At 71.5% G+C, this 24466-nt stretch carries 22 protein-coding genes; 13 read left to right on the top strand and 9 right to left on the bottom strand.

What is annotated here, in order from left to right:
• Window positions 1–42: 42 nt before the first annotated feature.
• From dacB to folE, 6 genes are all read left to right on the top strand, one after another.
• Window positions 43–1539 carry a D-alanyl-D-alanine carboxypeptidase/D-alanyl-D-alanine-endopeptidase gene (gene dacB / locus ACF1CT_RS24250; protein ID WP_391786015.1) on the top strand — a complete coding sequence of 499 codons (1497 nt, stop codon included), beginning with the start codon at window positions 43–45 and terminating at the stop codon, window positions 1537–1539.
• Window positions 1540–1641: 102 nt separating this feature from the next.
• Window positions 1642–2772: a zinc-dependent metalloprotease gene (locus ACF1CT_RS24255; protein ID WP_391786016.1), complete on the top strand. Its 1131-nt coding sequence runs from the start codon at window positions 1642–1644 to the stop codon at window positions 2770–2772.
• 200 nt (window positions 2773–2972) lie between these two features.
• Entirely contained in the window at window positions 2973–4046 is a 1074-nt protein-coding gene (tilS, locus tag ACF1CT_RS24260) for a tRNA lysidine(34) synthetase TilS (RefSeq protein ID WP_391786017.1), read from the top strand.
• 102 nt (window positions 4047–4148) lie between these two features.
• Window positions 4149–4688, top strand: coding sequence for a hypoxanthine phosphoribosyltransferase (hpt, locus tag ACF1CT_RS24265; protein ID WP_391786077.1), 540 nt, complete (start codon window positions 4149–4151; stop codon window positions 4686–4688).
• Between the two features lie 242 nt (window positions 4689–4930).
• Window positions 4931–6961 carry an ATP-dependent zinc metalloprotease FtsH gene (gene ftsH / locus ACF1CT_RS24270; RefSeq protein WP_391786018.1) on the top strand — a complete coding sequence of 677 codons (2031 nt, stop codon included), beginning with the start codon at window positions 4931–4933 and terminating at the stop codon, window positions 6959–6961.
• Between the two features lie 144 nt (window positions 6962–7105).
• A complete protein-coding gene (folE, locus tag ACF1CT_RS24275; RefSeq protein ID WP_391786078.1) occupies window positions 7106–7711 on the top strand; it encodes a GTP cyclohydrolase I FolE in 606 nt (201 codons plus the stop codon).
• 262 nt (window positions 7712–7973) lie between these two features.
• On the opposite strand, the gene ACF1CT_RS24280 is transcribed toward folE, so the two are convergent.
• From ACF1CT_RS24280 to ACF1CT_RS24305, 6 genes are all read right to left on the bottom strand, one after another.
• Window positions 7974–8456 carry a DUF3180 domain-containing protein gene (locus ACF1CT_RS24280; protein ID WP_391786019.1) on the bottom strand — a complete coding sequence of 161 codons (483 nt, stop codon included), beginning with the start codon at window positions 8454–8456 and terminating at the stop codon, window positions 7974–7976.
• A 241-nt stretch (window positions 8457–8697) separates the two neighbouring features.
• The gene (folK, locus tag ACF1CT_RS24285; RefSeq protein WP_391786020.1) at window positions 8698–9309 is read right to left on the bottom strand and encodes a 2-amino-4-hydroxy-6-hydroxymethyldihydropteridine diphosphokinase; all 612 of its coding nucleotides are present in this window, start codon (window positions 9307–9309) and stop codon (window positions 8698–8700) included.
• Entirely contained in the window at window positions 9306–9665 is a 360-nt protein-coding gene (gene folB, locus ACF1CT_RS24290; RefSeq protein WP_391786021.1) for a dihydroneopterin aldolase, read from the bottom strand. The genes folK and folB overlap by 4 nt, the downstream gene beginning before the upstream one ends.
• Window positions 9666–9940: 275 nt before the next feature.
• Complete coding sequence (locus ACF1CT_RS24295) at window positions 9941–10429, bottom strand: nuclear transport factor 2 family protein (RefSeq protein ID WP_391786022.1); 489 nt, start codon at window positions 10427–10429, stop codon at window positions 9941–9943.
• Entirely contained in the window at window positions 10426–11223 is a 798-nt protein-coding gene (gene folP / locus ACF1CT_RS24300; protein ID WP_391786079.1) for a dihydropteroate synthase, read from the bottom strand. The genes ACF1CT_RS24295 and folP overlap by 4 nt, the downstream gene beginning before the upstream one ends.
• A 121-nt stretch (window positions 11224–11344) precedes the next feature.
• The gene (locus tag ACF1CT_RS24305; RefSeq protein ID WP_391786023.1) at window positions 11345–13198 is read right to left on the bottom strand and encodes a phosphatidylglycerol lysyltransferase domain-containing protein; all 1854 of its coding nucleotides are present in this window, start codon (window positions 13196–13198) and stop codon (window positions 11345–11347) included.
• A gap of 139 nt (window positions 13199–13337) precedes the next feature.
• Between ACF1CT_RS24305 and ACF1CT_RS24310 the strand changes: the two genes are divergently transcribed.
• A complete protein-coding gene (locus ACF1CT_RS24310) occupies window positions 13338–14459 on the top strand; it encodes an alpha/beta hydrolase (protein ID WP_391786024.1) in 1122 nt (373 codons plus the stop codon).
• Window positions 14460–14569: 110 nt separating this feature from the next.
• Here ACF1CT_RS24310 and ACF1CT_RS24315 read toward each other — a convergent pair whose 3' ends face one another.
• Window positions 14570–15799, bottom strand: coding sequence for an ABC transporter ATP-binding protein (locus tag ACF1CT_RS24315; protein ID WP_391786025.1), 1230 nt, complete (start codon window positions 15797–15799; stop codon window positions 14570–14572).
• Window positions 15800–16056: 257 nt separating this feature from the next.
• Between ACF1CT_RS24315 and ACF1CT_RS24320 the strand changes: the two genes are divergently transcribed.
• The 4 genes from ACF1CT_RS24320 (at window position 16057) to ACF1CT_RS24335 (ending at window position 19709) form a co-directional block, all read left to right on the top strand.
• Window positions 16057–16788 carry an ABC transporter permease gene (locus ACF1CT_RS24320; RefSeq protein WP_391786026.1) on the top strand — a complete coding sequence of 244 codons (732 nt, stop codon included), beginning with the start codon at window positions 16057–16059 and terminating at the stop codon, window positions 16786–16788.
• Window positions 16789–16791: 3 nt separating this feature from the next.
• Window positions 16792–17466, top strand: a complete 675-nt coding sequence (locus ACF1CT_RS24325) for an ABC transporter permease (protein ID WP_391786027.1) — start codon at window positions 16792–16794, stop codon at window positions 17464–17466.
• A gap of 88 nt (window positions 17467–17554) precedes the next feature.
• Window positions 17555–18550 (top strand): ABC transporter substrate-binding protein, encoded by a 996-nt coding sequence (locus tag ACF1CT_RS24330; protein WP_391786028.1) that lies wholly within the window; start codon window positions 17555–17557, stop codon window positions 18548–18550.
• A 148-nt stretch (window positions 18551–18698) separates the two neighbouring features.
• Window positions 18699–19709, top strand: coding sequence for a hypothetical protein (locus tag ACF1CT_RS24335; protein WP_391786029.1), 1011 nt, complete (start codon window positions 18699–18701; stop codon window positions 19707–19709).
• A gap of 88 nt (window positions 19710–19797) precedes the next feature.
• Here ACF1CT_RS24335 and ACF1CT_RS24340 read toward each other — a convergent pair whose 3' ends face one another.
• Both ACF1CT_RS24340 and ACF1CT_RS24345 read right to left on the bottom strand, forming a co-directional pair.
• Window positions 19798–20940 carry an NADH-quinone oxidoreductase subunit D gene (locus tag ACF1CT_RS24340; RefSeq protein WP_391786030.1) on the bottom strand — a complete coding sequence of 381 codons (1143 nt, stop codon included), beginning with the start codon at window positions 20938–20940 and terminating at the stop codon, window positions 19798–19800.
• Between the two features lie 274 nt (window positions 20941–21214).
• The gene (locus ACF1CT_RS24345; RefSeq protein ID WP_391786031.1) at window positions 21215–22294 is read right to left on the bottom strand and encodes an SAM-dependent methyltransferase; all 1080 of its coding nucleotides are present in this window, start codon (window positions 22292–22294) and stop codon (window positions 21215–21217) included.
• Between the two features lie 96 nt (window positions 22295–22390).
• Here ACF1CT_RS24345 and ACF1CT_RS24350 point away from each other — a divergent pair, with 96 nt between their 5' ends.
• Window positions 22391–23590, top strand: a complete 1200-nt coding sequence (locus ACF1CT_RS24350; RefSeq protein WP_391786032.1) for a sensor histidine kinase — start codon at window positions 22391–22393, stop codon at window positions 23588–23590.
• 179 nt (window positions 23591–23769) lie between these two features.
• Entirely contained in the window at window positions 23770–24450 is a 681-nt protein-coding gene (locus tag ACF1CT_RS24355) for a response regulator (protein ID WP_391786033.1), read from the top strand.
• Window positions 24451–24466: the final 16 nt, after the last annotated feature.

Raw genomic sequence — 24466 nt, forward strand, 5'->3', positions numbered from 1 at the left:
TCCCCCACGCAGATGTGTGCTCGCGAAAGGGGCTGGTCAACGGTGGACGAGCCGGTGAAGAGACCGTCGGTCGATCCGCTGGACAAGCTGGCCGCGCTGACCCGGAGGGGCCGTGCGATCAGGCTGAACGTGCGGAGCGACCGGCAGTTCACGGCCGTCGCCGCCGGCCTCGGTCTGGTGCTCGCGGCCGGCGTCGCCCTTGCCGCCGGCCCATGGGACTCGGGTCAGCGTAAGGCCGAGCTGGACTGGGCGGCCGCCCAGTCCGGCACAGGTGGCGCACATCACGATGCGGGTACGTCGTCGGGACCGGGAACGGCCCCCAGCGCGCCGCCCGTCCTCGCGCCCCTCTCCGCCGCCGCCGACAACTCCGCCCCCGGCGCCGGCACCGCCCCCGACCGGACCCCGTCCGCCCTCGCCGCCGCCCTCGCCCCGCTGCTGAAGGCCCCCGCACTGGGCACCGTGCGCACCGGTGTCGTGATCGACACCGCCACCGGCGAACGGCTCTACGCGCAGGGCGCCGACACACCCATGACGCCCGCCTCCACCGTGAAGATCGCGACCTCGGTCGCCGCCCTGAGCGCGCTCGGACCCCACCACCGCATCGACACGACGGTCCGGGCGTCCCCCGACCTCCGCGCCCTCACCCTGGTCGGCGGCGGCGATCCCACCCTCGACAAGGCGGGTCTGCGCACGCTCGCCGCCGACACCGCCCGCGTCCTGAAGGGCAAGGGCGTGAAGGAGGTCCGCCTCGGGTACGACACCTCGCGCTACTCCGGTCCCGCACGGCACCCGATCGGCCGCAACGAGAACATCGCGCCCGTCAGCGCACTGATGACCAACGAGGGCAGGCTCGACAGCAGCGACAGCGGACCCGCCGAGCGCAGCGACGACCCGGCCGGTGACACCGCCCGTACCTTCGGCGAACTGCTCGGCGACGCGGGCGTCGTCGTCCGGCCCGCCCCGGTGCCGGGCCGCGCGGCAGGCGACTCCCGGCCCGTCGCCCGGCACCGGTCCGCCCCGCTCTCCGCCCTCGTCGAACGTGCCCTGACCAACAGCGACAACGACATCGCCGAGGCCCTCGCCCGGCAGACCGCCCTCGCCGCGGGCGCCCCGGCCGACTTCGCGGGGGCCCGACGGGCCGTCACGGACCGGCTCACCCGGCTCCACCTGCCGCTGGCCGGTGCGAACCTCGCCGACGGCAGCGGGCTGAACCGCAAGGACAAGGTCACCGCCGGGCTGCTCGCCGGGCTGCTCGCCCGCGCCGCCGACCCGGCCCACCCCGAACTGCGCCCGGTCCTCACCGGCCTCCCGGTGGCCGGGTTCACCGGGACGCTCAGCGACCGCTACACCGCGAAGTCCGCCGGCACCGGACTGGTCCGGGCCAAGACCGGCACCCTGACGGGGGTCAACTCCCTCGCCGGCACGGTCGTCGACACGCGGGGCCGCCTGCTCGCCTTCGCCTTCCTGGCCTCCGGCACCACCTCGCCGTCCGAGGCGCAGTCCTCCCTCGACGCCCTCGCGACCCGCCTGGTGCGGTGACCGGAGACACGCGGCGTCCGGCGGCCCCGGCACCGGACGCCGCCACCCGATGACCCGGTCAACACCCCACCACGGACGGACCCGAGCACGTACGGTTGACACATGACGAGCATCGGTGGTGCCGAACTGGTCGACTGGAATCTCGCGGTCGCGACCGCGACCCGGCTTGTCCGGCCGGGGCCCGAGATCAGCCGGGAGGAGGCCCGCGAGGTCGTCGCGGAGCTGCGCCGGCACGCCAAGGCCGCGGAGGAGCACGTCCGTTCCTTCACCCGCATGATCCCCGAGGGGACCGAACCGGAGGACACCCCGGTCCTGGTCGTGGACCGGGCCGGCTGGATCAGGGCCAACGCCGACGGCTTCCGCGAACTGCTCCGCCCCCTGCTCGGCAAGATGCGGGAGCGGCGCGGCAACGGCCCCGGCGGCGCCGTGATCGGCGTGGTCGGCTCCAAGGTGACCGGCGTCGAGGTGGGGATGCTGCTGTCGTTCCTGGCCTCCCGGGTGCTCGGCCAGTACGAGACCTTCGCCCCCGCGGGCCGCGAGTTCCCGGCCGCGGCCGACGGCGGCCGGCTGCTGCTGGTCGCCCCGAACATCGTCCACGTCGAGCGCGAGCTGGAGGTCGACCCGCACGACTTCCGGCTCTGGGTGGCCCTCCACGAGGAAACCCACCGCACCCAGTTCACCGGGGTGCCCTGGCTCCGCGACCACCTCCAGGGCGAGATCCAGTCCTTCCTCGAAGAGACCGACGTCGACCCCATGACCGTGCTCGAACGGCTCCGCGAGGCCGCCCAGTCCCTCGCCGGGGGCCGCCCCGAGGGCGAGCGGGGCGAGGACGGCGGAAGCAGCCTCGTCGAACTCGTCCAGACGCCCGCCCAACGCGAGATCCTCGGCAGGCTCACCGCCGTGATGTCCCTGCTCGAAGGACACGCGGACTACGTGATGGACGGCGTCGGACCCGAGGCCGTCGCCTCCGTCGCCGAGATCCGGGAGAAGTTCCAGCAGCGCCGGGCACGCGGCGCGAGCCGCCTCGACCAGGCACTGCGCAAGCTCCTCGGGCTCGACGCCAAGCTCCGTCAGTACCGCGACGGCGAGCAGTTCGTCCGCGCCGTGGTCGACGAGGTCGGCATGGACGGCTTCAACCGGATCTGGACCTCGCCGAACACCCTCCCGACCAAGGCCGAGATCGCGAAGCCCGCTGACTGGATCGCGAGGGTGCACCGTAAAGCAGAGTCCTGATCCCGACGGCTCGGACGGCGCACGACAGGACGGAAACGCGCCGGTAATCACCCATCCGAGGGACCGTAGAGGCATGGGAAGGCGTGCAATGCTCGATGGACGGCTTGCCTCTGTCACCATCGATGCACTCTGAGTGACGGCATTTTCTCCCGTTCCGCCGCTCCGAGGCACCTCCCGAAACTTCACGAAGGGCACCGGACATGGGTCCCCATCCTGCGGTCGCGGCGATACGCCTGGCGGTCCGCCGCGTACTCCACGACGTACTCACCGAACAGACCAGGAACGCCGAACACACCCGGCGCGCCCCGCACGCCGAGCTCACCGAAGCAGGCGCGGGCCGACACCGCGCCGCACTCCCCGAACGCCCCGATACCCCGTTGGTGCTCGTCGCATGCTCCGGCGGCGCCGATTCCATGGCCCTCGCCTCCGCCCTCGCCTTCGAGGCGCGCAAACTCGACGTCCGGGCCGGTGGCATCACCGTCGACCACGGCCTCCAGGACGGCTCCGACACCCGGGCCGCCGAGGTCGTCGACCGCCTCGCAGCCATGCGGCTCGACCCCGTCGAGTCCGTCGCCGTGCGCGTCGGCCACGAGGGCGGCCCCGAGGCCGCCGCCCGCGACGCCCGCTACGCCGCCCTGGACGCGGCGGCCGAACGGTACGGCGCCGCCGCCGTCCTGCTCGGCCACACCCGCGACGACCAGGCGGAGACGGTGCTGCTGGGCCTCGCCCGCGGATCCGGCATCCGTTCCCTCTCCGGCATGGCCGCCGCGTCCGGCCGCTACCGCCGCCCCTTCCTCCAGCTCGACCGGCAGACCGCCCGCAAGGCCTGCCTCGTCCAGTCGCTGCCCGTCTGGGACGACCCGCACAACATCGACCCCGCCTACACCCGCTCCCGACTGCGCCACGAGGGCCTGCCCGCCCTGGAGAAGGCCCTCGGAAAGGGCGTCGTCGAGGCCCTCGCCCGCACCGCGCAGCTCTCCCGCGACGACGCCGACGCCCTGGACACCTGGGCCGCCGAGGCCGAACGCACCGTCCGCGACGAGGCGGGGCGGCTGGAGTGCGCCAAGCTGCACGCGCTGCCGCCCGCCGTGCGCCGCCGGGTGCTGCGCCGGGCCGCCATGGAGGCGGGTTCCCCGGCCGGTTCGCTCTTCGCCCGGCACATCGAGGAGGTCGACCGGCTGATCACCGGCTGGCGCGGCCAACGGGCCATCAACCTGCCCGGTCGCGTCGAGGCCAGTCGCCAGGGTGGCAGACTGGTGATTCGGCAGAGCTGAAGCACGAGCGGCTGACACGCAGGCGAGCGGGGCCGCGCCGGGTACCGGGCACCACCCCGGGCCCGGCAGGCACAGAAAGAGACGCGGGTGAACGAGAAGGACATGGGCACCGACCTCCAGTCGGTGCTCCTCACCAAGGAAGAGATCGACGCGAAGCTCGTCGAGCTGGCCGGGAAGATCGACGCGGAGTACGCGGGCAAGGACCTGCTCATCGTCGGCGTCCTCAAGGGCGCGGTGATGGTGATGGCGGACCTGGCGCGCGCGCTGTCCAACCCCGTCACCATGGACTGGATGGCCGTCTCGTCGTACGGCGCGGGCACCCAGTCCTCCGGAGTGGTCCGGATCCTCAAGGACCTGGACACCGACATCAAGGGCAAGCACGTCCTGATCGTCGAGGACATCATCGACTCGGGGCTGACCCTGTCCTGGCTGATGTCGAACCTCGGGTCGCGCGAGCCGGCCTCCCTGGAGATCTGCGCGCTGCTGCGCAAGCCGGACGCCGCCAAGGTCGCGCTCGACTGCAAATGGGTAGGGTTCGACATCCCCAACGAGTTCGTCGTCGGCTACGGGCTGGACTACGCGGAGAAGTACCGCAACCTCCCCTTCGTCGGCACGCTCGCCCCGCACGTCTACGGCGGCTGACCCGCCGTCTCCCGGCCCCGAGGTCCCGTCTCCCCGGCCGCTCCGGAGCGTCCGGCCCGGCCGGGTACGGCGGAAGGGAACCTTTCACCGGATTCCCGTCGTTGGGACGTGGAAGGCGGGTTTTGACAGACGTCCCCGGCAGCCGCGGGTGACAATGCTGGGGTACCGTCCGAAGAACAGTCTTTTCTCACAGCAGCATTTACCTACGGGCAGGAGGGACGGGGCGTCATCGCCCCGTATGGATGGACGTGAAGCGATACTTCCGTGGGCCGGTCATGTGGATCGTGCTGGCCGTCCTCGCCGTGGTCGTGTTGATGCAAGTCGTCGGCTCGTCGGGCGGCTACAAATCGGTGGACACCGGCAAGGTGATCCAGGCGATCAGCAAGGACCAGGTGGCGCAGGCCAAGCTGACCACCGGTGACGAACAGATCATCAAGATCGAGCTGAAGAAGGACCAGAAGCTCTCGGGCGAGTCCGGCAGCAAGTTCCAGGCGAGCTACATCGGCAACCAGGGCGTCCAGCTCGCCGACACGCTGCAGAAGAAGTTCGAGAGCGGCCAGATCGACAAGGGTTACACGGTCTCCCCGTCGAAGCAGTCCCCGTTCATCTCGATCCTCCTGTCGCTGCTGCCCTTCGTCCTCATCGTTGTCGTCTTCCTGTTTCTGATGAACCAGATGCAGGGCGGCGGCTCCCGGGTCATGCAGTTCGGGAAGTCCAAGGCCAAGCTCATCACCAAGGACACCCCGAAGACGACCTTCGCCGACGTGGCGGGCTCGGACGAGGCCGTCGAGGAGCTTGAGGAGATCAAGGAGTTCCTCCAGGAGCCGGCGAAGTTCCAGGCCGTCGGCGCGAAGATCCCCAAGGGCGTCCTGTTGTACGGGCCTCCCGGTACGGGCAAGACCCTGCTCGCGCGCGCCGTCGCGGGCGAGGCGGGCGTCCCGTTCTACTCGATCTCCGGGTCCGACTTCGTCGAGATGTTCGTCGGTGTCGGCGCCAGCCGGGTCCGCGACCTCTTCGAGCAGGCCAAGGCGAACGCCCCGGCGATCGTCTTCGTCGACGAGATCGACGCCGTCGGCCGGCACCGCGGTGCCGGAATGGGCGGCGGTCACGACGAGCGCGAGCAGACGCTGAACCAGCTGCTCGTCGAGATGGACGGCTTCGACGTGAAGGGCGGCGTCATCCTGATCGCCGCCACGAACCGGCCGGACATCCTCGACCCGGCGCTGCTGCGCCCGGGCCGCTTCGACCGGCAGATCGCGGTCGACCGGCCGGACATGCAGGGCCGCCTGGAGATCCTCAAGGTGCACCAGAAGGGCAAGCCGGTCGCGAAGGACGTCGACCTCGGCGCCGTCGCCCGCCGCACGCCCGGTTTCACCGGTGCCGACCTGTCGAACGTGCTGAACGAGGCGGCGCTCCTCACGGCGCGCAGCAACCAGAAGCTGATCGACAACAAGATGCTCGACGAGGCCATCGACCGCGTCGTGGCGGGCCCGCAGAAGCGGACCCGGATCATGTCCGAGAAGGAGAAGAAGATCACCGCGTACCACGAGGGCGGACACGCCCTGGTCGCGGCGGCGTCTCCGCAGGCGGACCCGGTCCACAAGATCACGATCCTCTCCCGCGGTCGCGCCCTCGGTTACACGATGGTGCTCCCGGAGGAGGACAAGTACTCCACGACGCGCAACGAGATGCTCGACCAGCTCGCGTACATGCTGGGCGGGCGCGCGGCCGAGGAGCTGGTCTTCCACGACCCGACCACCGGTGCGGCGAACGACATCGAGAAGGCCACCGCCACGGCCCGCGCGATGGTCACGCAGTACGGCATGACGGAGCGGCTCGGCGCGATCAAGTTCGGCGGCGACAACACCGAGCCCTTCGTGGGCCGGGAGATGGGGCACCAGCGCGATTACTCGGAAGAGGTCGCGGCCCTCGTCGACGAAGAGGTCAAGAAGCTCATCGAGACCGCCCACAACGACGCGTGGGAGATCCTCGTAGAGAACCGTGACGTGCTGGACAACCTCGTTCTCCAGCTCCTGGAGAAGGAGACGCTCGGCAAGGAGGAGATCGCCGAGATCTTCGCCCCGATCGTGAAGCGTCCCGCCCGTCCGGCGTGGACCGGTTCCGCCCGACGCACCCCGTCGACGCGGCCGCCGGTGCTCTCGCCGAAGGAGCTCGCCCTCACCAACGGTGCCACCACGGCGAACGGCGCGGCCGTTTCCACGGACACCGTCCCGGCCACCGAGGTGATCCCGGAGGACCGCCCCGAGGGCTGACGCCGGGTGTGGCCCCTGTCACGGGGCCGGACCGGGTCCGGAATGGATGCCGTGCCCCCACAGGTTCTAGCCTGTGGGGGCACGGCGTTTTCGTATGACCGTACGAGAAATGTGCGGGTGACAGCTCAGAGGAACGAGGCACAGATGACCGACCCGGTGACGTTGGACGGCCAGGGGCCGATCGGCGAGTTCGACGAGAAGCGGGCCGAGGCCGCCGTGCGCGAGCTCCTCCTCGCCGTGGGCGAGGACCCGGACCGCGAGGGGCTGCGCGAGACGCCGGGCCGGGTGTCGCGGGCGTACAAGGAGATCCTGGCGGGTCTGCGCCAGGAGCCCGAGGACGTTCTGACCACGACGTTCGACCTGGGACACGACGAGATGGTCCTGGTGAAGGACATCGAGATCGTCAGTCTCTGCGAGCACCATCTGCTCCCCTTCCACGGGGTCGCGCACGTCGGCTACATCCCGGCGGAGAGCGGCAAGATCACGGGGCTGTCGAAGCTCGCCCGCCTTGTCGACGTCTTCGCCCGCCGTCCTCAGGTGCAGGAGCGGCTGACCACACAGGTCGCGGACTCGCTGATGCGCATTCTGGAGGCGCGCGGCGCGATCGTGGTCATCGAGGCGGAGCACATGTGCATGTCGGTCCGCGGCATCCGCAAGCCGGGTGCGAAGACCACCACCTCGGCGGTGCGCGGGCAGCTGCGCGACGCCTCCACCCGGGCCGAGGCGATGAGCCTGATACTGGCCCGCTGAGAGCCTGCCGGGTGACCTCTGACCGGGCGGTCACGTCCTGGCACGCGCGCTTCCGGCGTTGCCGGGATGACCGAGTAGCTCCGCTACCAGGCCCTCCCGGCGCCTGGGAATCGCACGCGCCATGCCGCGTCCGCCTTCCGGTCGAAGGCCCCCGGCAGGCTCTGAGCCTCCGGGGGGCTGGACCGGGACCGAGCGGGAGCCCCGGCCCTTCGCGCGGGCCGGGAGGCGGGTGCGGACGGTCCCGGGGCCCGGACCGGTCGGGTCAGGCCGACGACCTGCTCGTGTTGTCGTCCTCGTCCTCGGGGAGCTTGCAGACGCGCTCCAGCCAGAGGGCCGCGGCGACCACCGCGACACCGGCGAGGACCGCGAAACCGGCGTAGATCGCCTGGTCGCGGCGGGCCGGGATGTCGAGCGAGCCGAGCAGGAAGACGCCCGTGCCGCCGTACATTCCGGAGACCAGGGCGACGACCAGCGCGCTGGCCTGGCCGAAGACGACGGCCCGGGCCGCCATCAGCGGCTCGACGCCCTTGGCTCCCGGCCTGCGCTCGCGCTGGGCGCGCAGTCGGGAACGGATGGAGAGCGCCGCCGCGCACAGCACGGCGGCGATCACCGCGAGGACGATCGGTGCGGCGAGGGGGACGCCAGGCAGACTTCCCAGGGAGTCCCAGAGGCGGGCACCGCCCCACGAGAGCACTCCGGCCGCGGCGAAGAGGCCGACCAGTACCCCGAGCCGTAGTTGCTTCACCGAGTGATCCGCCCTTCGCCGCCAGTGGCCCCGCCGCCGGGGTCTCCCGCCGCGGGCGATGTCCGTCGCCGGTGGTCCCGGCCGCCGACGACACCCGTGGGTGCGGCGGCCGTCCGTGGACCCGTGCCCGCCGAGCCTATCGACTCAAGCGTGTTCCGAAAGTCCCGTCTGCCCGGCGAGCGCGCCGCGGCTTCGTCGTCGTACGCCCGCCGGGGACGACGGGACGGTCCTTGGCCGGGCCCTACTCGGGGAGCCGGAGTTCCAGGTCGGGACGGGGACGCACGCCGTCCCGGCCGACGGCGGCCAGCAGCTCCGCCACGGGGCCGGCACCGGGCAGTTCCGCGTCGGGTTCGACGTCGTGCCACGGGGCGAGGACGAAGGACCGCTCGCCGGCCCGCGGGTGGGGGAGTGTGAGCACCGGGTCGTCGGAGACGACGTCCGCGTACGCGACGATGTCGACATCGAGGGTGCGCGGGCCCCAGCGTTCCTCACGGACCCGCCCGAAGCCCTCCTCGACGGCCTGGCCGCGCTCCAGGAGCGACGTCGGGGGGAGCGTCGTCCGCACCACCACGACGGCGTTGAAGTACGACGGCTGGGAGCCGGGCTCGACGCCCCAGGGCTCCGTCTCGTACACCGGGGAGACCGCCTTGACCCGCAGGCCGGGGGTGTCCTCCAGGGCGTCTATGGCGCCCTGGAGGGTCTCCAGGCGGTTGCCGAGGTTGGAGCCCAGGGAGAGCACGGCGCGTTTGGGGTTGGAGAGGGTGATGTCCGCGGCGTCCACCTGCTCGACCACGGCGGCGGGCACCGGCTGCACGGTCGGGTCGCTCTGCCCCTGCGTGGAAAACGCGGTCATACTCGGCTCCGGGTGATCGTGATGGTGACATCGTCGAAGGGGACGGTGATCGGCGCGTCCGGCTTGTGCACCACCACCTCCACCTCCTCGACTCCTTCGTGTTCGAGACACTTCCGCGCGATGCGTTCCGCGAGCGTCTCGATCAGATCGACGGGTTCGCCCTGCACGACCTCGACGACCTGCTCGGCGACGATGCCGTAGTGCACGGTCTTCTCCAGGTCGTCGGAGGCCGCCGCCGGGCGGGTGTCCAGGCCGAGCACCAGGTCGACGATGAAGGTCTGGCCCTCTTCCCGTTCCCGGGGAAAGACGCCGTGGTGTCCACGGGCCTTGAGGCCGCGCAGCGCGACACGATCCACGCGAATCACTCCTGCTGTCGTAGGGCGTAGAGACACGCGGCCGCGTGCGGACGGCGAGGTGCTCTCTTCCGAATTTACCTGCGAGCACCGACAGTGCTCCCCCGTGGGGGCTATGGACAGGACCTCACGGGACTGGTAGCCGCTACTACCCGCGGTCGTGGATTCCAACCCTTCCGGCTGAGTGAGATATCCCCGCCGGGCGAGACGTTCCCGTCCTCGCCCGGCCCCGGTCCCGGTCCCGGTGCGGACCTCCGCCCGGTCCGGTGGGATCCCGGTCAGGAGGGGGATTCCTCGCCCTCGTCCCCGTCCTCGTCGGCCTCGGCCAGCACCGGGGAGCCGTGGTGGGACCAGAGTTTCCAGCCGTCGGCGGTGCGCCGGAACACGTTGGTGGCCACGACGAGCTGGCCGACCAGGGGCCCGAGCGCGTTGCCGTCCTCCGCAGGACCGCCGCTGAGGATGTTCTCCGTGCAGGTCACCAGGGCCGTGTCGTCGGTCATCGCCACCACGACATCGGTCAGGAAGAACTGGATGTACTCGGTGTTGGCCATGATCAGGGCGTAGCTGCGCAGCACCTCGCCGCGGCCGGTGAGCACCGGCCAGCCGGGGTGGACGCAGGAGACGGTGAGGTCCTCGCCCGGCAGCCACAGCGCGGAGAGCCCCTCCAGGTCGCCGCGCTCCAACGACTCGTAGAAGGCGGTGTTGGCCTGCTCGACGGCGGCGATGTCGGCGGCCGCCTCCGCGTGCTCGTCGCGGTGGCCGCTCACGCGGCGCCCTCGACGGCGCGGGCGACCCGCACGGCGTCGGCCGTGGCCCGGACCTCGTGGACCCGGACGGCCCAGGCGCCCGCGTGGGCGGAGAGCGCGGAGACCGCCGCGGTGGCGGCGTCGCGTTCACGGGCGGGCGGCGGCGCCGCGCCCTCGCCGGCCAGTACATGGCCGAGGAAACGTTTGCGGGAGGCGGCGACCAGCAGCGGGCGGCCCAGGGCGCGCAACTCGTCGAGGTGGGCGATCAGGGCGAGGTCGTGGGCGGCGTCCTTGGCGAAACCGAGTCCGGGGTCGATGACGATCCGCTCCGGGGCGACGCCGCCCGCTACCACGGCGTCCATCCGCTCGCGCAGCTCCCGGACGACCTCGGCGACGACGTCCTCGTACACGGCCCGGCTGTTCATCGACTCGCTGAAGCCGCGCCAGTGCATCACGACGAACGGCACGCCGGCCGCGGCGACGACGCCGACCATGGCCGGGTCGGCGAGTCCGCCGCTCACGTCGTTGACCAGGACGGCTCCGGCCGCGACCGCCTCCTCGGCGACCCGGGCCCGCATGGTGTCCACGGAGACCACGACCCCTTCGGCCGCCAGGCCCCGGACCACCGGGATCACCCGCCGCAGCTCCTCCGAGGCGTCCACCCGGCTGGCGCCCGGCCGGGTCGACTCGCCGCCGACGTCGACGAGGTCGGCGCCCTCGGCGACCAGGTCGAGGCCGTGTTTGACCGCGGCCGTGGTGTCGAACCAGCGCCCCCCGTCGGAGAAGGAGTCCGGGGTCACATTGACGACACCCATGACCGCGCAGCGGTCCCACTCCGGCAGGCCCTGGACCGTGCCTCGTCCACGCAACGTACTCATGCGACCAGCGTAGGCCCGCGCGGTGTGCCGCCACGCCGCGCGGACACGGTGCTTCCGGTCACGCCGCGCGCACGTGGTGCTCCTGGCCGGGCTGTGGGGTGTGGGCGCAGGGGCGGGCCTGGTGCCGGGGGAACCGGCGGGCGAAGGGACGGGGCAGCGCGACGTTCACGAAGCCCTCGGCCCGCATGGCCGCGAGGGAGATCCGGGGGAGGTCCCGGGCGGCGCGGTAGACCACGAAGCGGGGCTCCCAGCGGGGCCGGAACTTGGCGTTGAACTTGTACAGCGACTCGATCTGGAACCAGCGCGACAGGAAGATCAGCAGTCCGCGCCAGAGCCGCAGCACCGGTCCCGCGCCCAGTTTCTCGCCGCGGGCCAGTGCCGAGCGGAACATCGCGAAGTTCAGCGAGACCCGGGTGACGGACAGCCGCGGGGCGGCCTGCAGCGAGGCGACGATCAACAGCTCGTTCATGCCGGGGTCGGCGGAGCGGTCGCGGCGCATCAGCTCCAGGGACATGCCGTCGCTGCCCCACGGCACGAAGTGGAGCACGGCCTTCAGGTCACCGTACGGGGACTCGGCGGTGTGCTCGTCGGCCTTGTGGGCGGTGGCGATGACGCAGTCCCCGTCGGCCGGGTCGCCGATCCGGCCGAGTGCCATCGAGAAGCCGCGTTCGTTGTCGGTGCCGCGCCAGTCGGCGGCGGCCTGCCGGATGCGGGCCAGCTCTTCCTCGCCGATGTCACTCGTGCGCCGGACCCGGGTTTCGTAGCCGAGCCGTTCGATGCGCTTCACCATCTGGCGCACGTTGCGCATCGCGCGCCCGGCGAGCGAGAAATCCGCGACGTCCACCACCGCCTCGTCGCCGAGTTCCAGCGCGGAGAGTCCGGTCTCGCGGGTCCAGACCTCGCCGCCGGTCTCGCTGCAGCCCATCACGGCGGGGGTCCAGGAGTGGGCCCTTGCCTCGTCCATGAAGCGTTCGATGGCGCCGGGCCAGGCCTCCACGTCGCCGATCGGGTCGCCGCTCGCCAGCATCACCCCGGACACGACGCGGTAGCAGACGGCGGCCTTGCCGCTCGGCGAGAAGACGACGCCCTTGTCGCGGCGGAGCGCGAAGTGGCCGAGCGAGTCCCGGCCGCCGTGCTTCTCCAGCAGGGCGCGCAGCCGTGCCTCGTCGTTTTCGGTGAGGCGTGCGGCCGGGTGTTCGGGACGGAAGGCGAGGTAGATGGTGGTGACGGCGGTCAGCAGGCCGAGGGCGCCGAGCGAGTACCCCACGGTCCAGGAGGTGTCCCCGGCGTACTCCATGGGGCCCTCGACGCCGAACAGTCCGTACAGCACGTGCTGGAGCCGGTCGGTGATGCTCGGGCTGCCCACGACCCGGCCGGGGTGGACGCTGACGACGACCAGGCCCAGGCCGAGCGAGCCGGCGCCGAGCAGGACGAAGTTGGCAAGCGCCCGCCAGCGGCTCCGGGGATCGGGCAGAGCGGCGAACTCGCCGCGGTGACGGACCAGCAGCAGGCAGAGCGCCAGGGAGACGAGCATGCCGACGATCGAGTGCCGGTAGGCGAACTGCGCCAGCGCGCCCGCAGGCAGCAGCACCACGGCGGCCCGCCAGGCCCGCCGCTTGCGCCGCTTGAGGCCGTGGGCGAGGAGCAGCAGCAGGACGCCCGCGCTCAGCGAGAGCGCGGCGGCGAACGGCCCGAGGGCGCCGGGGAGCACTTCGGCGAGGGTGTGCATCCGGCTGTGCCGGAAGCGCGGGAAGACGCCCGCGGCCACATCGATCAGGCCGACGACGGTGCAGGCGGTACCGATCAGCGTCGGCACGGTCTCGGGACGAGGCCCACGTGCGAACTTGCGTACGAAGTCGCGTGTGGGACTCGGAACCGATCCTGATTTATCCCCATCTAGCGTGACAGACATGGCTTCCCGTGGCTCCGCGAGAGATTCCTGAGTCCTTCGGCCGAGGCCGTTCGGACGACGTGTGCCCTGTAGGACGAGGCTTCCGGGCGGAGGGTTCACCCGCCGACCGGAAATTTCCAGACAAGAAAGCTCACCCCCCATGGGTCTCACCAGCAAGACGCTCCTGGCCGTGGTCATCCTGTTGGCCGCGGTCTCCTTCGCCGCCACGGTCTGGCTCTGGCCCCGGCTGGCCCGGCGCAGCGTCTCCGCGGTGTTCGGCAGGGTGGGGCTGCTGTTCGCGACCCAGGTGATGATCTTCGCCTCCGCGGGCCTGGTGGCCAACAACTCCTTCCTCTTCTACGGCTCCTGGGCGGATCTGCTGGGCCAGGAGCAGGAACTGGGCACGGTCACGGAACACGCGGCCGGAACGGCGGCGTCCGGGAACATCGTCCGGCTCGGGATGCAGCACACGGGGGTGCCCGGCGGGGTGCGCCCCACCAGGGCCGGGCGAATAGACAAGGTGGTGATAGCGGGCCGGAAGTCGAAGATCGAGAGCGCGGCGTACGTGTACCTGCCGCCGGAGTACTTCCAGCCCGCGTTCGCCCACCGGAAGTTCCCGGCGGTCGTGGTGCTCACCGGCTACCCCGGGACGGCGGAGAACCTCCTGAAGGGCCTCCGGTACCCGCAGACGGCGTACGAGCGGGTGAAGGCGGGGCGGGCGCAGCCGATGATCCTGGTGATGCTGCGGCCGACGGTCGCGCCGCCGAGGGACACCGAGTGCGTGGACATCAAGAACGGACCGCAGACCGAGACGTTCTTCGCCGATGATCTGCCGCAGGCGGTCTCCGGCATGTACCGGGTCGGCACGCTGCCCCGGAACTGGGGCATCATGGGCAATTCGACCGGCGGCTACTGCGCGCTGAAGATCGGGTTCCACCACCCCGACCGGTTCGCCGCGAGTGCCGGGCTCTCCGCGTACTACAAGGCGGCCGAGGACCCGACGACGGGTGACCTCTTCCACGGCGATCGGCGGGCCCGCGAGCGGGCGAATCTGCTGTGGAGTCTGGACCACCTGCCGCAGCCCGCCGGATCCTTCCTGGTCACGACCTCCAAGCAGGGCGAGGGGAACTACCGTTCCACGCAGCGGTTCATCGACAAGGTGAAGGCGCCGGCCCACGTCTCGTCGATCGTGCTCGACAGCGGTGGTCACAACTTCAACACCTGGCGGCGGGAGATACCGTCGACGCTGGACTGGATGAGCAGCCGGCTCAGCGACGGATGAGCAGTCGACCCGGTGACGGATGAACGGTCCGCTCGGTGACGGATGGGCGGCTGGCTCGGTGACGGACGGGCGCGCGGCGGCGAGCGGGGCCGGCCGGCGGCGGCGCGTCGTCACGCCGGTTCGGCGAGGCTCCCCACCGACTCGACGGCCACCGCGGCACGCGGTACGTCCTGGGCGTCGGCGTCGATGGAGCGGCGCAGCGCCTCGTGCAGCCGGGCCGGGGTGAGCACGCCGAGGAAGCGGCCCGTCTCCTCCTTGTCGATGACGGCGATCCAGCCCGCGTCGTGCTGGAGCATGGTGGCGAACGCCTGCTTGAGGGGGGCGCCGACCGGGAGCCACGCCTCCATCCGCCGGGCGTGCGCCCGCACCGTGTCCCCGGAGCCGGAGCCGGAGCCGGAGCCGGAGCCGGAGCCGGTTGCGGTCGCGGTCGCGGGGGTGGCGCGGTCGGCCGGGATCCAGCCGTGCAGGTTGTCCTTGCCGTCCAGCACGACCGCCCAGCGCGCCCCCTCGGCCCGTAGCCGTTCGGTCGCCCGGTCCAGGGGGTCGTCGAGATGGACGACGGGCGGCTGGTCGAGGTCGCTCGTCTCGATGGGGGTCACGGAGAGCCGCTTGAGGCCGCGGTCGGCGCCCACGAAGTCCGCGACGTAGGGCGTGGCGGGTGCGCCGAGCACGGTCGCCGGCGCGTCGAACTGCTCGATGGTTCCCTGCCCGTAGACGGCGATGCGGTCGCCGAGCCGCACGGCCTCCTCGATGTCGTGCGTGACGAACAGGACGGTTTTGCGGACCTGCGCCTGGAGCCGCAGGAATTCGTTCTGCAGCCGTTCCCGTACGACGGGATCGACCGCGCCGAAAGGCTCGTCCATCAGCAGGACCGGTGGGTCCGCCGCCAGTGCCCGGGCCACGCCCACGCGTTGGCGCTGACCGCCGGAGAGCTGTTCCGGATAGCGGTCGCCATAAACGGAAGGGTCAAGTCCGACCAGGTCGAGGAGTTCCGCCGCGCGTTCCCGGCCCTTTTGCCGTTTCCAGCCCAGGAGATGAGGGACCGTCGCGGTGTTTTCCAGGATCGTGCGATGCGGGAAGAGGCCGACCTGCTGGATCACGTACCCGATACGGCGGCGCAGTTGAACGGGGTCGATGGCGGATATGTCCTCCCCGTCGAGGAATATCCGGCCCTCGGTCGGTTCGATCAGCCGGTTCACCATCTTCATCGTGGTCGTCTTGCCGCAGCCCGACGGTCCGACGAGCGTGATGAGTTCACCCTCGGCGACCTCGAAGGAAAGGCCGTCGACGGCGGTGGTGCCGTCCGCGTACCGCTTGGTGACGTGCTCGAAACGGATCATGGTTCCCCATTGTCGCGGGTGTTCTGTGAAGGACATGTTGCTGGAATACAACGGCCTCGGCGATTGTCAGTGGTCGAGGATAGGGTCGCCGGACATCGATGACTTCGCGTACGCCGGCTGATCCGGGGTATTCGGTACGGGCAATCGGTGCGGCGGTACATCGGTACGGGCAATCGGCGCATCGGTGGCGGGACATCGGTACGGCGGTGCTTCGGCGCACGGCGCCATGGAGCGGTGAACGGGAGGTGGGGGGACGGATGACCGCACAGAACTGCATGGTGACGAACGACTGGATCTGCGGGGAGTATCTCCGGACCCGTAGCCAGGAGTTGACCGATGCGACGGTCCAGCACATCGGAATCACGGCGGTGTCGGTGCTGATCGGGCTGCTGGTGGCTTTTCCGCTGGCGCTGCTGGCCCGCCGCGGCCGTCATTTCGCCGGGCCGGTCCTCGGGCTGACGACCGTGCTCTACACGGTGCCCTCGCTGGCGATGTTCTCACTGCTGCTGCCGCTCTTCGGGCTCTCCGCGGCACTGGTCGTCACCGGCCTCGTGCTGTATTCGCTGACCATCCTCGTCCGGAACATCCTGGCCGGCCTCGAAGCGGTGCCGCAGGAGGCGAAGGAGGCCGCCCGCGGGATGGGGTACGGGCCGCTGCGGCTGTTGTGGGAGGTCGAACTGCCGCTCGCCCTGCCCGCGGTGATGGCCGGCCTGCGAATCGCCACGGTCTCGACGATCGCCCTGACGACGGTCGGCTCGATCATCGGCAGGGGCGGTCTCGGCAACCTGATAGGGGACGCCCTGCCCAGCTTCTTCAAGGCCCAGGTGCTCACCGCCTCGGTCCTGTGCGTCCTGCTCGCGGTCGTCGCCGATCTGCTCCTGCTGGGTCTCCAGCGCCTGCTGACCCCCTGGACCCGGATACGCCGCACGGCCGGGGACACGGTTTCCGCGGCGGCCGGTTCCGTCGACACCGCGGCAAAGGCGGTCTGAGTCATGGGAGTTCTCGGTCAGGCGTGGACCTGGCTCACCACCGGGGCGAACTGGTCCGGGGAGAGCGGGGCCGCCCACCGGCTCGTCGAGCACCTCTACGTCAGCGGTGTCGCGCTCCTCGTGGCCTGCGCGCTCGCGCTGCCGCTCGCGCTGTACCTCGGGCACATCGGCAAGGGGGGCGCGCTGGCCGTCAACATCTCCAACGTGGGGCGGGCGATCCCGGTCTTCGCGGTGCTCGCCCTCTTCATGGTCTCGCCGCTGCGCAACGCCGGGTACATACCGACGGTCACCGCGCTGGTGCTGTTCGCCGTGCCGCCGCTGCTCACCAACGCCTACGTCGGGATGACGGAGGTCGACCGTTCGGTGGCCGAGGCGGCACGGGGCATGGGGATGTCCGGCGGACAGCTCTTCCTGCGGGTCGAACTCCCCCTGGCCTACCCGATGATCATGACCGGGCTCCGTTCGGCCGCGGTCCAGGTGGTGGCCACGGCGACGATCGCCGCGATGGTCGGTCAGGGCGGCCTCGGCCGGATCATCACCGCAGGCTTCAACACGTACAACACGCCGCAGGTGGTCGCGGGGGCGCTGCTGGTCGCCGTGCTCGCCCTGCTGGTGGAGGCGGTACTGGTGGTGCTGGACCGGACGCTGTCGCCGCTGCGCCGTCGCGGGACGGCATGACGGCCGGCCCGCCGTCGGTGCCCCGCCCCTGCCCACAGCCCTGTTCCATCTCGTGCAGCCCTGTCGCTGCGGACGGAGAACAACAACGATGAGAAAGACCTCGCGCATAGCCGGCGCGGTCATCGGCGTGGTCGCGCTGGCGGGCTCGCTCGCCGCCTGCGGCGGCGACAGCCTGGAGAAGAACAAGGGCGGCTCCGCGTCCGGTGGCCCGGACGGCTCCGGCGGCTCCGGCACGAAGGGCTCGCTGGTCATCGGCGCGGCCTCCTTCACCGAGTCCAAGGTGCTCGCCGAGCTGTACGCGCGGATCCTCGCCGACGCCGGATACAGCACCTCCATCACGACCGTGACCAACCGGGAACTGTACGAACCCTCCCTGGAGAAGGGCGAGATCGACGTCGTTCCCGAATACGCCGCGACGATCGCCGAATTCCTCAACGCGAAGGCGAACGGGGCGAAGGAGGCCGCGCGGAAGCCGGTCGCCTCCGGTGACGCGGCAGCCACGGTCGCGGCGCTGGAGAAGCTCGCCGCACCACGCGGACTGAAGGTGCTCCCGTTCGGCGCGGCCGTCGACCAGAACGCCTTCGCGGTGAGCAAGGAATTCGCCGCCGAGCACAAGCTGCGGAGCCTTTCGGATCTCGGCAGGTCGAAGGCGGCCGTGAAGATCGCCGCGGGCGACGAGTGCGAGGTGCGGCCGTTCTGCGCGCCGGGTCTGGAAAAGACGTACGGCATCAATGTCACCGGCGTCGACCCCAAGGGAGTCGGGACGCCCCAGTCCAAGCAGGCGGTCAAGGACGGCAAGGACCAACTGGTCCTCACCACCACCACGGACGCGGTGCTGGACAGCTATGGTCTGGTCTTCCTGGAGGACGACAAGAAGCTTCAGAACGCGGACAACGTTCTGCCGGTCGTCAATGCGAAGGACGCGGGATCGCAGGACGTCGCCGACGCACTCGGCAAGATCACCAAGGCGCTCACCACCGCGGATCTCGCGGAACTGAACCGCAAGGTCGACGCGGAGCGAGCCAAGCCCGCCGATGTGGCCGCGGACTATCTGCGAGCGAAGGGCCTCATCGGGAAGCCGTGAGGAACGCGGCGGTGAGGAAGAAAACGGGAACGAAGGAAGCGGAAACGACGTAGGGATTCGGGGTGACAGGAGGGTGTCAGGTAACCGGCAGGGAACAGATTGGCGGGCGGCCTCCCAAGTGCTTCCTACACACGGTAAATTTCAGGCCATGCCACGTGGACGTCATCGCCATTCGCCACCTCTGCACAGAATCCTTCCGCCTTCGGTCGTCGCCGGAGTCCCGGTCCTCTGTGCCGCGGGCGCCTGGCTGCTCGCCGATCCCCTGGTCCTGCGCGGTCTGGCGGCCGTCGCGGCCGCCGCCGCCGTGACGGGCGCGTATCTGATGCGCAGCTGGGACCGGGAAGCGGGCCTTCGTGTCGCGGAGCTGAAGCGGGCCCGTGCCGGTGACGAGTGGCGGGCCGAGGAGCGCCTGGCCGAGCTGGAGTCCGATCTGGAGGAGGCGCGGGAGCTGCGCGCCCGGCTGGAGACGAAGCTGCGGCGCAAGCGGGTGGAGATCGCCCATCTGCGCGGCGAGCACGCCGCGCTGTTGCGCCGCTACGCCAACGCCGAGACCGGGCGGGCCAGCGCGCTGGAGGGGCGTCGGCAGCTCGCACTCGAAGCCGCCGCGCCCAGGGCGCTGCCGCCCGCGCGCAGCACCCCGACCCCCGCCGCCTACCTGCGCGCCGCCCAGGCGCTGGAGGACCTGTCGCGCAACGGGGCGCTCCAGGAGGCCCGTCGCATCGCCGAACGGGCGCGGGAGCGGGATCTCGCGGAGCGCGCCCGGGAGGCGGAGGAACGGCGCGGTAGGCACGCGGTCGCCGCGGACGCGTCCGCGGCCAAGCACCTCCGCCCGCCGACCCCGCTTCCGGCGCCCCGGCAGTCCGCCGCGCTGCCCCCGGCCCGCCCGATGCCGATGGCAAGCCCGGTCGCCCCGGACGCCGCGCCGCGGCGCAGGAACGTCCCGCAGGGCAGCTTCGACTTCTTCGGTGCGCAGAAGGCGCGCGCCGCGATCGAGTCCGTGCAGAACGAGGACCTCGCGGACGTGGTGGGCGAGGAGGCCCTGGCCGTGCACCGCACGGGAACGGCCGGCAACCGTGCCGTCGGCAAGGTGATCGACCTGACCGCCCACGACGAGACGGAACAGCTGGACATGGGGGAGCTGCGCAGCGCGATCTCGTAACCGCGCGGGGTGCTGCCCGCCGTGGCGGCACGCCGCGCGGCTCGCGCCGCACCTCGCGCGGCGTCGGTGCAGTCGAGGTCGCCGGGGACTACTTGTCGATGTCGCCGACGACGAAGAAGAGCGAGCCCAGGATCGCCACCATGTCGGCGACCAGGGTGCCGGGCAGGAGTTCGCCGAGCACCTGGATGTTGTTGTACGAGGCGGAGCGGAGCTTCAGCCGGTACGGGGTCTTCTCGCCCTTGGACACCAGGTAGTAGCCGTTGATGCCCAGCGGGTTCTCGGTCCAGGTGTAGGTGTGGCCCTCGGGGGCCTTCAGCACCTTGGGCAACCGCTGGTTGATCGGGCCGGGGGCGAGACCGTCCATCCGGTCCAGGCAGGCGTCCGCCAGGTCCAGGGAGTTGTGCGTCTGCTCCAGCAGGCATTCGAAGCGGGCGAGGCAGTCGCCCTCTGTACGGGTGACGACCCGCAGGGTGTCGCCGAGCTCCGGATACGCGAGGTACGGCTCGTCGCGCCGCAGGTCGAAGTCGACGCCCGAGGCGCGGGCGATCGGCCCGGACACGCCGTACGCGTGCACGGCCGCGGCGGACAGCACCCCCACGCCGCGGGTGCGGCCCCGGAAGATCTCGTTGCCGAGCACCAGGTCGTCGTACACGTTCATCCGGGAGCGGACCGAGGCGATCGCGTCCCGGGCACGGCCGAGCCAGCCCGCGGGGAGGTCCTCCTTGAGGCCGCCGACCCGGTTGAACATGTAGTGCATCCGGCCGCCGGAGATCTCCTCCATGACGGTCTGGAGCTCCTCGCGCTCGCGGAAGGCGTGGAACACCGGGGTGATGCCGCCGAGTTCGAGCGGGTACGAGCCGAGGAACATCAGGTGGTTCAGGACCCGGTTCAGCTCGGCGAGCAGCGTGCGCGTCCAGACCGCGCGCTCCGGGACCTCCATGCCGAGCATCCGCTCGACGGCCATGACGACGCCCAGTTCGTTGGAGAACGCCGACAGCCAGTCGTGGCGGTTGGCGAGCATCACGATCTGCCGGTAGTCGCGGGCCTCGAACAGTTTCTCCGCGCCCCGGTGCATGTAGCCGATGACCGGTTCGGCCTGCTGGACGCGCTCGCCGTCGAGGACGATGCGCAGACGGAGCACGCCGTGGGTGGAGGGGTGCTGAGGACCGATGTTGAGCACCATGTCGGTGCTCTCCGCCGCGCCGCCGATGCCGACTGTCGTCTCCGTCATGCGGCCAGTATTCCCTGAACGGCGGGGTGACGGGGCGGTGGGTGGCGCGGTGCTCCCCGCGCCGCCCGGCCGGTGCGTGCCCTCCGGGCGCACGGACCGCACAGCGCGTGATTCCGGTGCCGCTCAGATCCTGTCGGGTGGCCTCTGGCCGGGCGGCCACGTCCTGGCACGCACGCCTCCGGCGTTGCCGGGAGGGCCGAGCAGCTCCGCTACTGGGCCCTCCCGGCGCCCGGGAATCGCACGCACCATGCCGCGTCCGCTTTCCGGCCGAAGGTCACCCGACAGGCTCTCGGCCCGTGCGCGCCGTGCGGCGGCCGGGCCGCCCGCGGTGTGCGTGGTCCGACCGGTCGACGCGTTGCGTCAGCCAGCCGAAGTCCCCCAGGCCGCCCCGGGCCGTCAGCTCCGCGGCCTCGCCCGCCGCGGCGAGGGCCCGTACGTATCCGGCCGGGTCGGTCGTCGCCAGGGACAGGGGCGGGCGCCCGCCGTCGATGCCGAGCCGGCGCAGCGCCTCGCGCTGCGTCAGCACCTCGGGCCGGGGCGGCGTCGAGGGCCCGGTGCCCCCGTCGGGCCCGCCCGGCGCCCCCGCCGCCGCGCAGGAGTCCAGTGCCACGTGCGAGGTGAGGTCGCAGCTGCCGTCCGGCACCGGCCGCACCTCGCGGCCCGACCGGAAACCGGTGAGCGTCCCGAAGGGCGGCCGTTCCCCGTACGCGTGGGCGTAGTCCACCGCCACCGCGAGCCCGCCGTCCAGCGTGGACACCGCCCGCGCCCACGCCTCGTCGCGCGGGCGCCCGATCTCCGCCCGGCGGCCCGGCCCGTCCGACGGCCACCACCGCCGCAGCCACCGCGCGTCGGCCCCGGTCACCGGCTCGCCCAGCCGCTCCGCACCGTCCGAGACCCGGACCAGGACGTAGCGGTCGACACCGTCCGCGTCCGTCTCGGCGACCTCGGTCGGCACGTTGTCCAGCCACTCGTTGGCGAACAGCAGCCCGCAGGTGTGCTGCGGCGGTTCGGCGCACCACTCGATCCGGGGATCGAGACCGTCCGGCCGGGCGGCGCGTTCCACGGCGCACGCCCGCACGAGGAGACCGTCGGCGCCCTCGGCGGGAAGCGCCGCCAGCACCCCGGTGAGCAGTTCACCGCGCCCCGCCCCGACATCGACGAGATCGACCTCGTCGACGTCCAGCTCCCGCGCCGTCCTCACCAGCAGCCGGGCGACGGCGGTGGCGAACAGCGGAGATGCGTGGACGGAGGTACGGAAGTGTCCGGCCGGTCCCTCGCTACTCCGGTAGAACCCCGCGTCCCCGTACAGGGCGGCCTCCGCCGCCTCCCGCCACCCACGCCACTCGTCCGTCACGTTCCCAAGTCTCCACCTTGGGGAGTACGGTCCAGCAGGCCGGATCGGCCCTTCGGCTGACCCGCGCGCCTTCCGTCTGTCCCTACCCTGGGGCACGTGCAGCGTCTCTACGACTTCCTCCGCAGACACCCGACGGGCGTCGACACCTTCTGGGCTGTCTTCCTCCTCGGGCTCTCCGGCCTGTCGGCGGCGAAAGCGGGCGAAGAGCACGATCTGCCGGTCTTCGTGCTGGTCGTCCTCGGACTCTGCACCGTCGTGGCGCTGCGCCGTCGCGCGCCGGAGAAGATGCTGCTGCTGGCCGTCGGGGCGGGCCTGGTGCAACTGCTGTCCGGCGTCCGGCCGGGCCTCATGAACTTCGCGATGCTGGTGATCGTCTTCACGGTGGCCGCCGTCGGGCGGCGCTGGGCGTCCCGGCTCGCGCTGGTCTGCAGCCTGTGCGCGGCCGGGATCGCGCAACTCCGCTGGTCGCAGCCGGAGCTGTACAGCAGCTGGGCGCAGCAGACCTTCATGGGTGTCGTGATGACCGTGCCGTTCGTGCTGGCCTGGGTGCTGGGCGACTCGATGCGGACCCGGCGCGCCTACTTCACCCAGCTGGAGGAGCGTGCCGCCCGGCTGGAGCGGGAGCGCGAGGCGCAGTCGAAGGTCGCGGTGGCGGCCGAGCGCGCCCGTATCGCCCGTGAGCTGCACGACGTCGTCGCGCACAACGTGTCGGTGATGGTGGTGCAGGCCGACGGCGCGGCATACGTCATGGACACGGCCCCCGACCAGGCCAAACAGGCCCTGGAGACCATCTCCGGCACCGGCAGGCAGGCCCTCGCCGAGATGCGGCGGCTGCTCGGGGTACTGCGCACCGGCGACACCGAGGAGGCCGGGGAGTACGTTCCGCAGCCCGACGTGGACCAGATCGAGGTCCTGATCGAGCAGGTCCGGCAGGCCGGGCTGACCGTCGACTTCAAGATCGAGGGCACGCCGCGTCCGCTCCCCAGCAGCGTCGAGCTCACCGCGTACCGCATCGTGCAGGAGGCGCTGACGAACACCCGCAAGCACGGCGGCCCGGACGCCGGTGCCAGTGTGCGCCTCGTCTACTTCGACGACGGACTCGGACTGCTCGTCGAGGACGACGGACGGGGCGCCTCGCACGAGCTGTACGAGGACGGGGGCGCCGACGGCGCGGGACACGGGATGATCGGGATGCGTGAACGCGTCGGCATGGTCGGCGGCACGCTGGACGCCGGGCCCCGGCCCGGCGGCGGCTTCCGGATCAGTGCGCTGCTGCCGCTCAAACCGGCGCGTTGACGCCGGGCCCGGCGGATCCGCCCGCCGGGCCGGGCCTGCCGGCCGGTTCCTCCGGTCGGGCCTGCCGGGTCGGTTCCACCGGTCGGACCTTGGTACGACCGCACCGCACGCACCCGGAACACCGTTCCACCGGACCTCACGCTTCGGACGAAGCGGGACAGACAGGAGACAGAACCCTCATGGCGATCCGCGTGATGCTCGTCGACGACCAGGTGCTCCTGCGCACCGGTTTCCGGATGGTGCTCGCCGCCCAGCCGGACATGGAGGTCGTGGCCGAGGCCGGCGACGGCGCGGAGGCGGTCGACGTCCTGCGCTCCACCGCCGTGGACGTGGTGCTCATGGACGTCCGGATGCCGCGACTGGACGGAGTCGAGGCCACCCGGCGCATCTGTGCGCAGCCGGGCGCCCCCAAGGTGCTCATCCTGACCACGTTCGACCTCGACGAGTACGCGTTCTCCGGGCTGAAGGCCGGGGCCAGCGGCTTCATGCTCAAGGACGTCCCGCCCGCCGAACTGCTCAGCGCGATCCGCGCGGTGCACAGCGGCGACGCCGTCGTCGCCCCGTCCACCACCCGCCGGCTGCTCGACCGCTTCTCGCCGATGCTGCCGAGCGGTGCGAGCGAACCGAGGCACGAGGGCATCGCACGGCTCACCGAGCGCGAGCGCGAGGTGATGCTGCTGGTCGCGCAGGGCCTGTCGAACGGCGAGATCGCGGCGCGCCTGGTGCTCTCCGAGGCGACCGTGAAGACGCATGTCGGCCGCATCCTCACGAAACTGGGGCTGCGCGACCGGGTGCAGGTCGTCGTCCTCGCGTACGAGACCGGGATGGTCCGGGCCGGGGGAATGGGCGGCGTCGGCTGAGAGCCTGACCGCGGCC

The sequence above is a fragment of the Streptomyces sp. NPDC014734 genome (genome assembly GCF_043083325.1).
Classification (GTDB): domain Bacteria; phylum Actinomycetota; class Actinomycetes; order Streptomycetales; family Streptomycetaceae; genus Streptomyces.

What these genes read in the sequence shown, in the direction of transcription:
- ACF1CT_RS24340 (WP_391786030.1), bottom strand. Translation starts at nt 20,940, where the DNA reads ATGACGGAGACGACAGTCGGCATCGGCGGCGCGGCGGAGAGCACCGAC.
- ACF1CT_RS24315 (WP_391786025.1), bottom strand. Translation starts at nt 15,799, where the DNA reads ATGATCCGTTTCGAGCACGTCACCAAGCGGTACGCGGACGGCACCACC.
- folE (WP_391786078.1), top strand. Translation starts at nt 7,106, where the DNA reads ATGACCGACCCGGTGACGTTGGACGGCCAGGGGCCGATCGGCGAGTTC.
- ACF1CT_RS24325 (WP_391786027.1), top strand. Translation starts at nt 16,792, where the DNA reads ATGGGAGTTCTCGGTCAGGCGTGGACCTGGCTCACCACCGGGGCGAAC.
- ACF1CT_RS24255 (WP_391786016.1), top strand. Translation starts at nt 1,642, where the DNA reads ATGACGAGCATCGGTGGTGCCGAACTGGTCGACTGGAATCTCGCGGTC.
- hpt (WP_391786077.1), top strand. Translation starts at nt 4,149, where the DNA reads ATGGGCACCGACCTCCAGTCGGTGCTCCTCACCAAGGAAGAGATCGAC.
- ACF1CT_RS24335 (WP_391786029.1), top strand. Translation starts at nt 18,699, where the DNA reads ATGCCACGTGGACGTCATCGCCATTCGCCACCTCTGCACAGAATCCTT.
- ACF1CT_RS24305 (WP_391786023.1), bottom strand. Translation starts at nt 13,198, where the DNA reads ATGTCTGTCACGCTAGATGGGGATAAATCAGGATCGGTTCCGAGTCCC.
- ACF1CT_RS24330 (WP_391786028.1), top strand. Translation starts at nt 17,555, where the DNA reads ATGAGAAAGACCTCGCGCATAGCCGGCGCGGTCATCGGCGTGGTCGCG.
- folK (WP_391786020.1), bottom strand. Translation starts at nt 9,309, where the DNA reads ATGACCGCGTTTTCCACGCAGGGGCAGAGCGACCCGACCGTGCAGCCG.
- ACF1CT_RS24310 (WP_391786024.1), top strand. Translation starts at nt 13,338, where the DNA reads ATGGGTCTCACCAGCAAGACGCTCCTGGCCGTGGTCATCCTGTTGGCC.
- tilS (WP_391786017.1), top strand. Translation starts at nt 2,973, where the DNA reads ATGGGTCCCCATCCTGCGGTCGCGGCGATACGCCTGGCGGTCCGCCGC.
- ftsH (WP_391786018.1), top strand. Translation starts at nt 4,931, where the DNA reads ATGGACGTGAAGCGATACTTCCGTGGGCCGGTCATGTGGATCGTGCTG.
- folP (WP_391786079.1), bottom strand. Translation starts at nt 11,223, where the DNA reads ATGGGTGTCGTCAATGTGACCCCGGACTCCTTCTCCGACGGGGGGCGC.
- ACF1CT_RS24320 (WP_391786026.1), top strand. Translation starts at nt 16,057, where the DNA reads ATGACCGCACAGAACTGCATGGTGACGAACGACTGGATCTGCGGGGAG.
- ACF1CT_RS24355 (WP_391786033.1), top strand. Translation starts at nt 23,770, where the DNA reads ATGGCGATCCGCGTGATGCTCGTCGACGACCAGGTGCTCCTGCGCACC.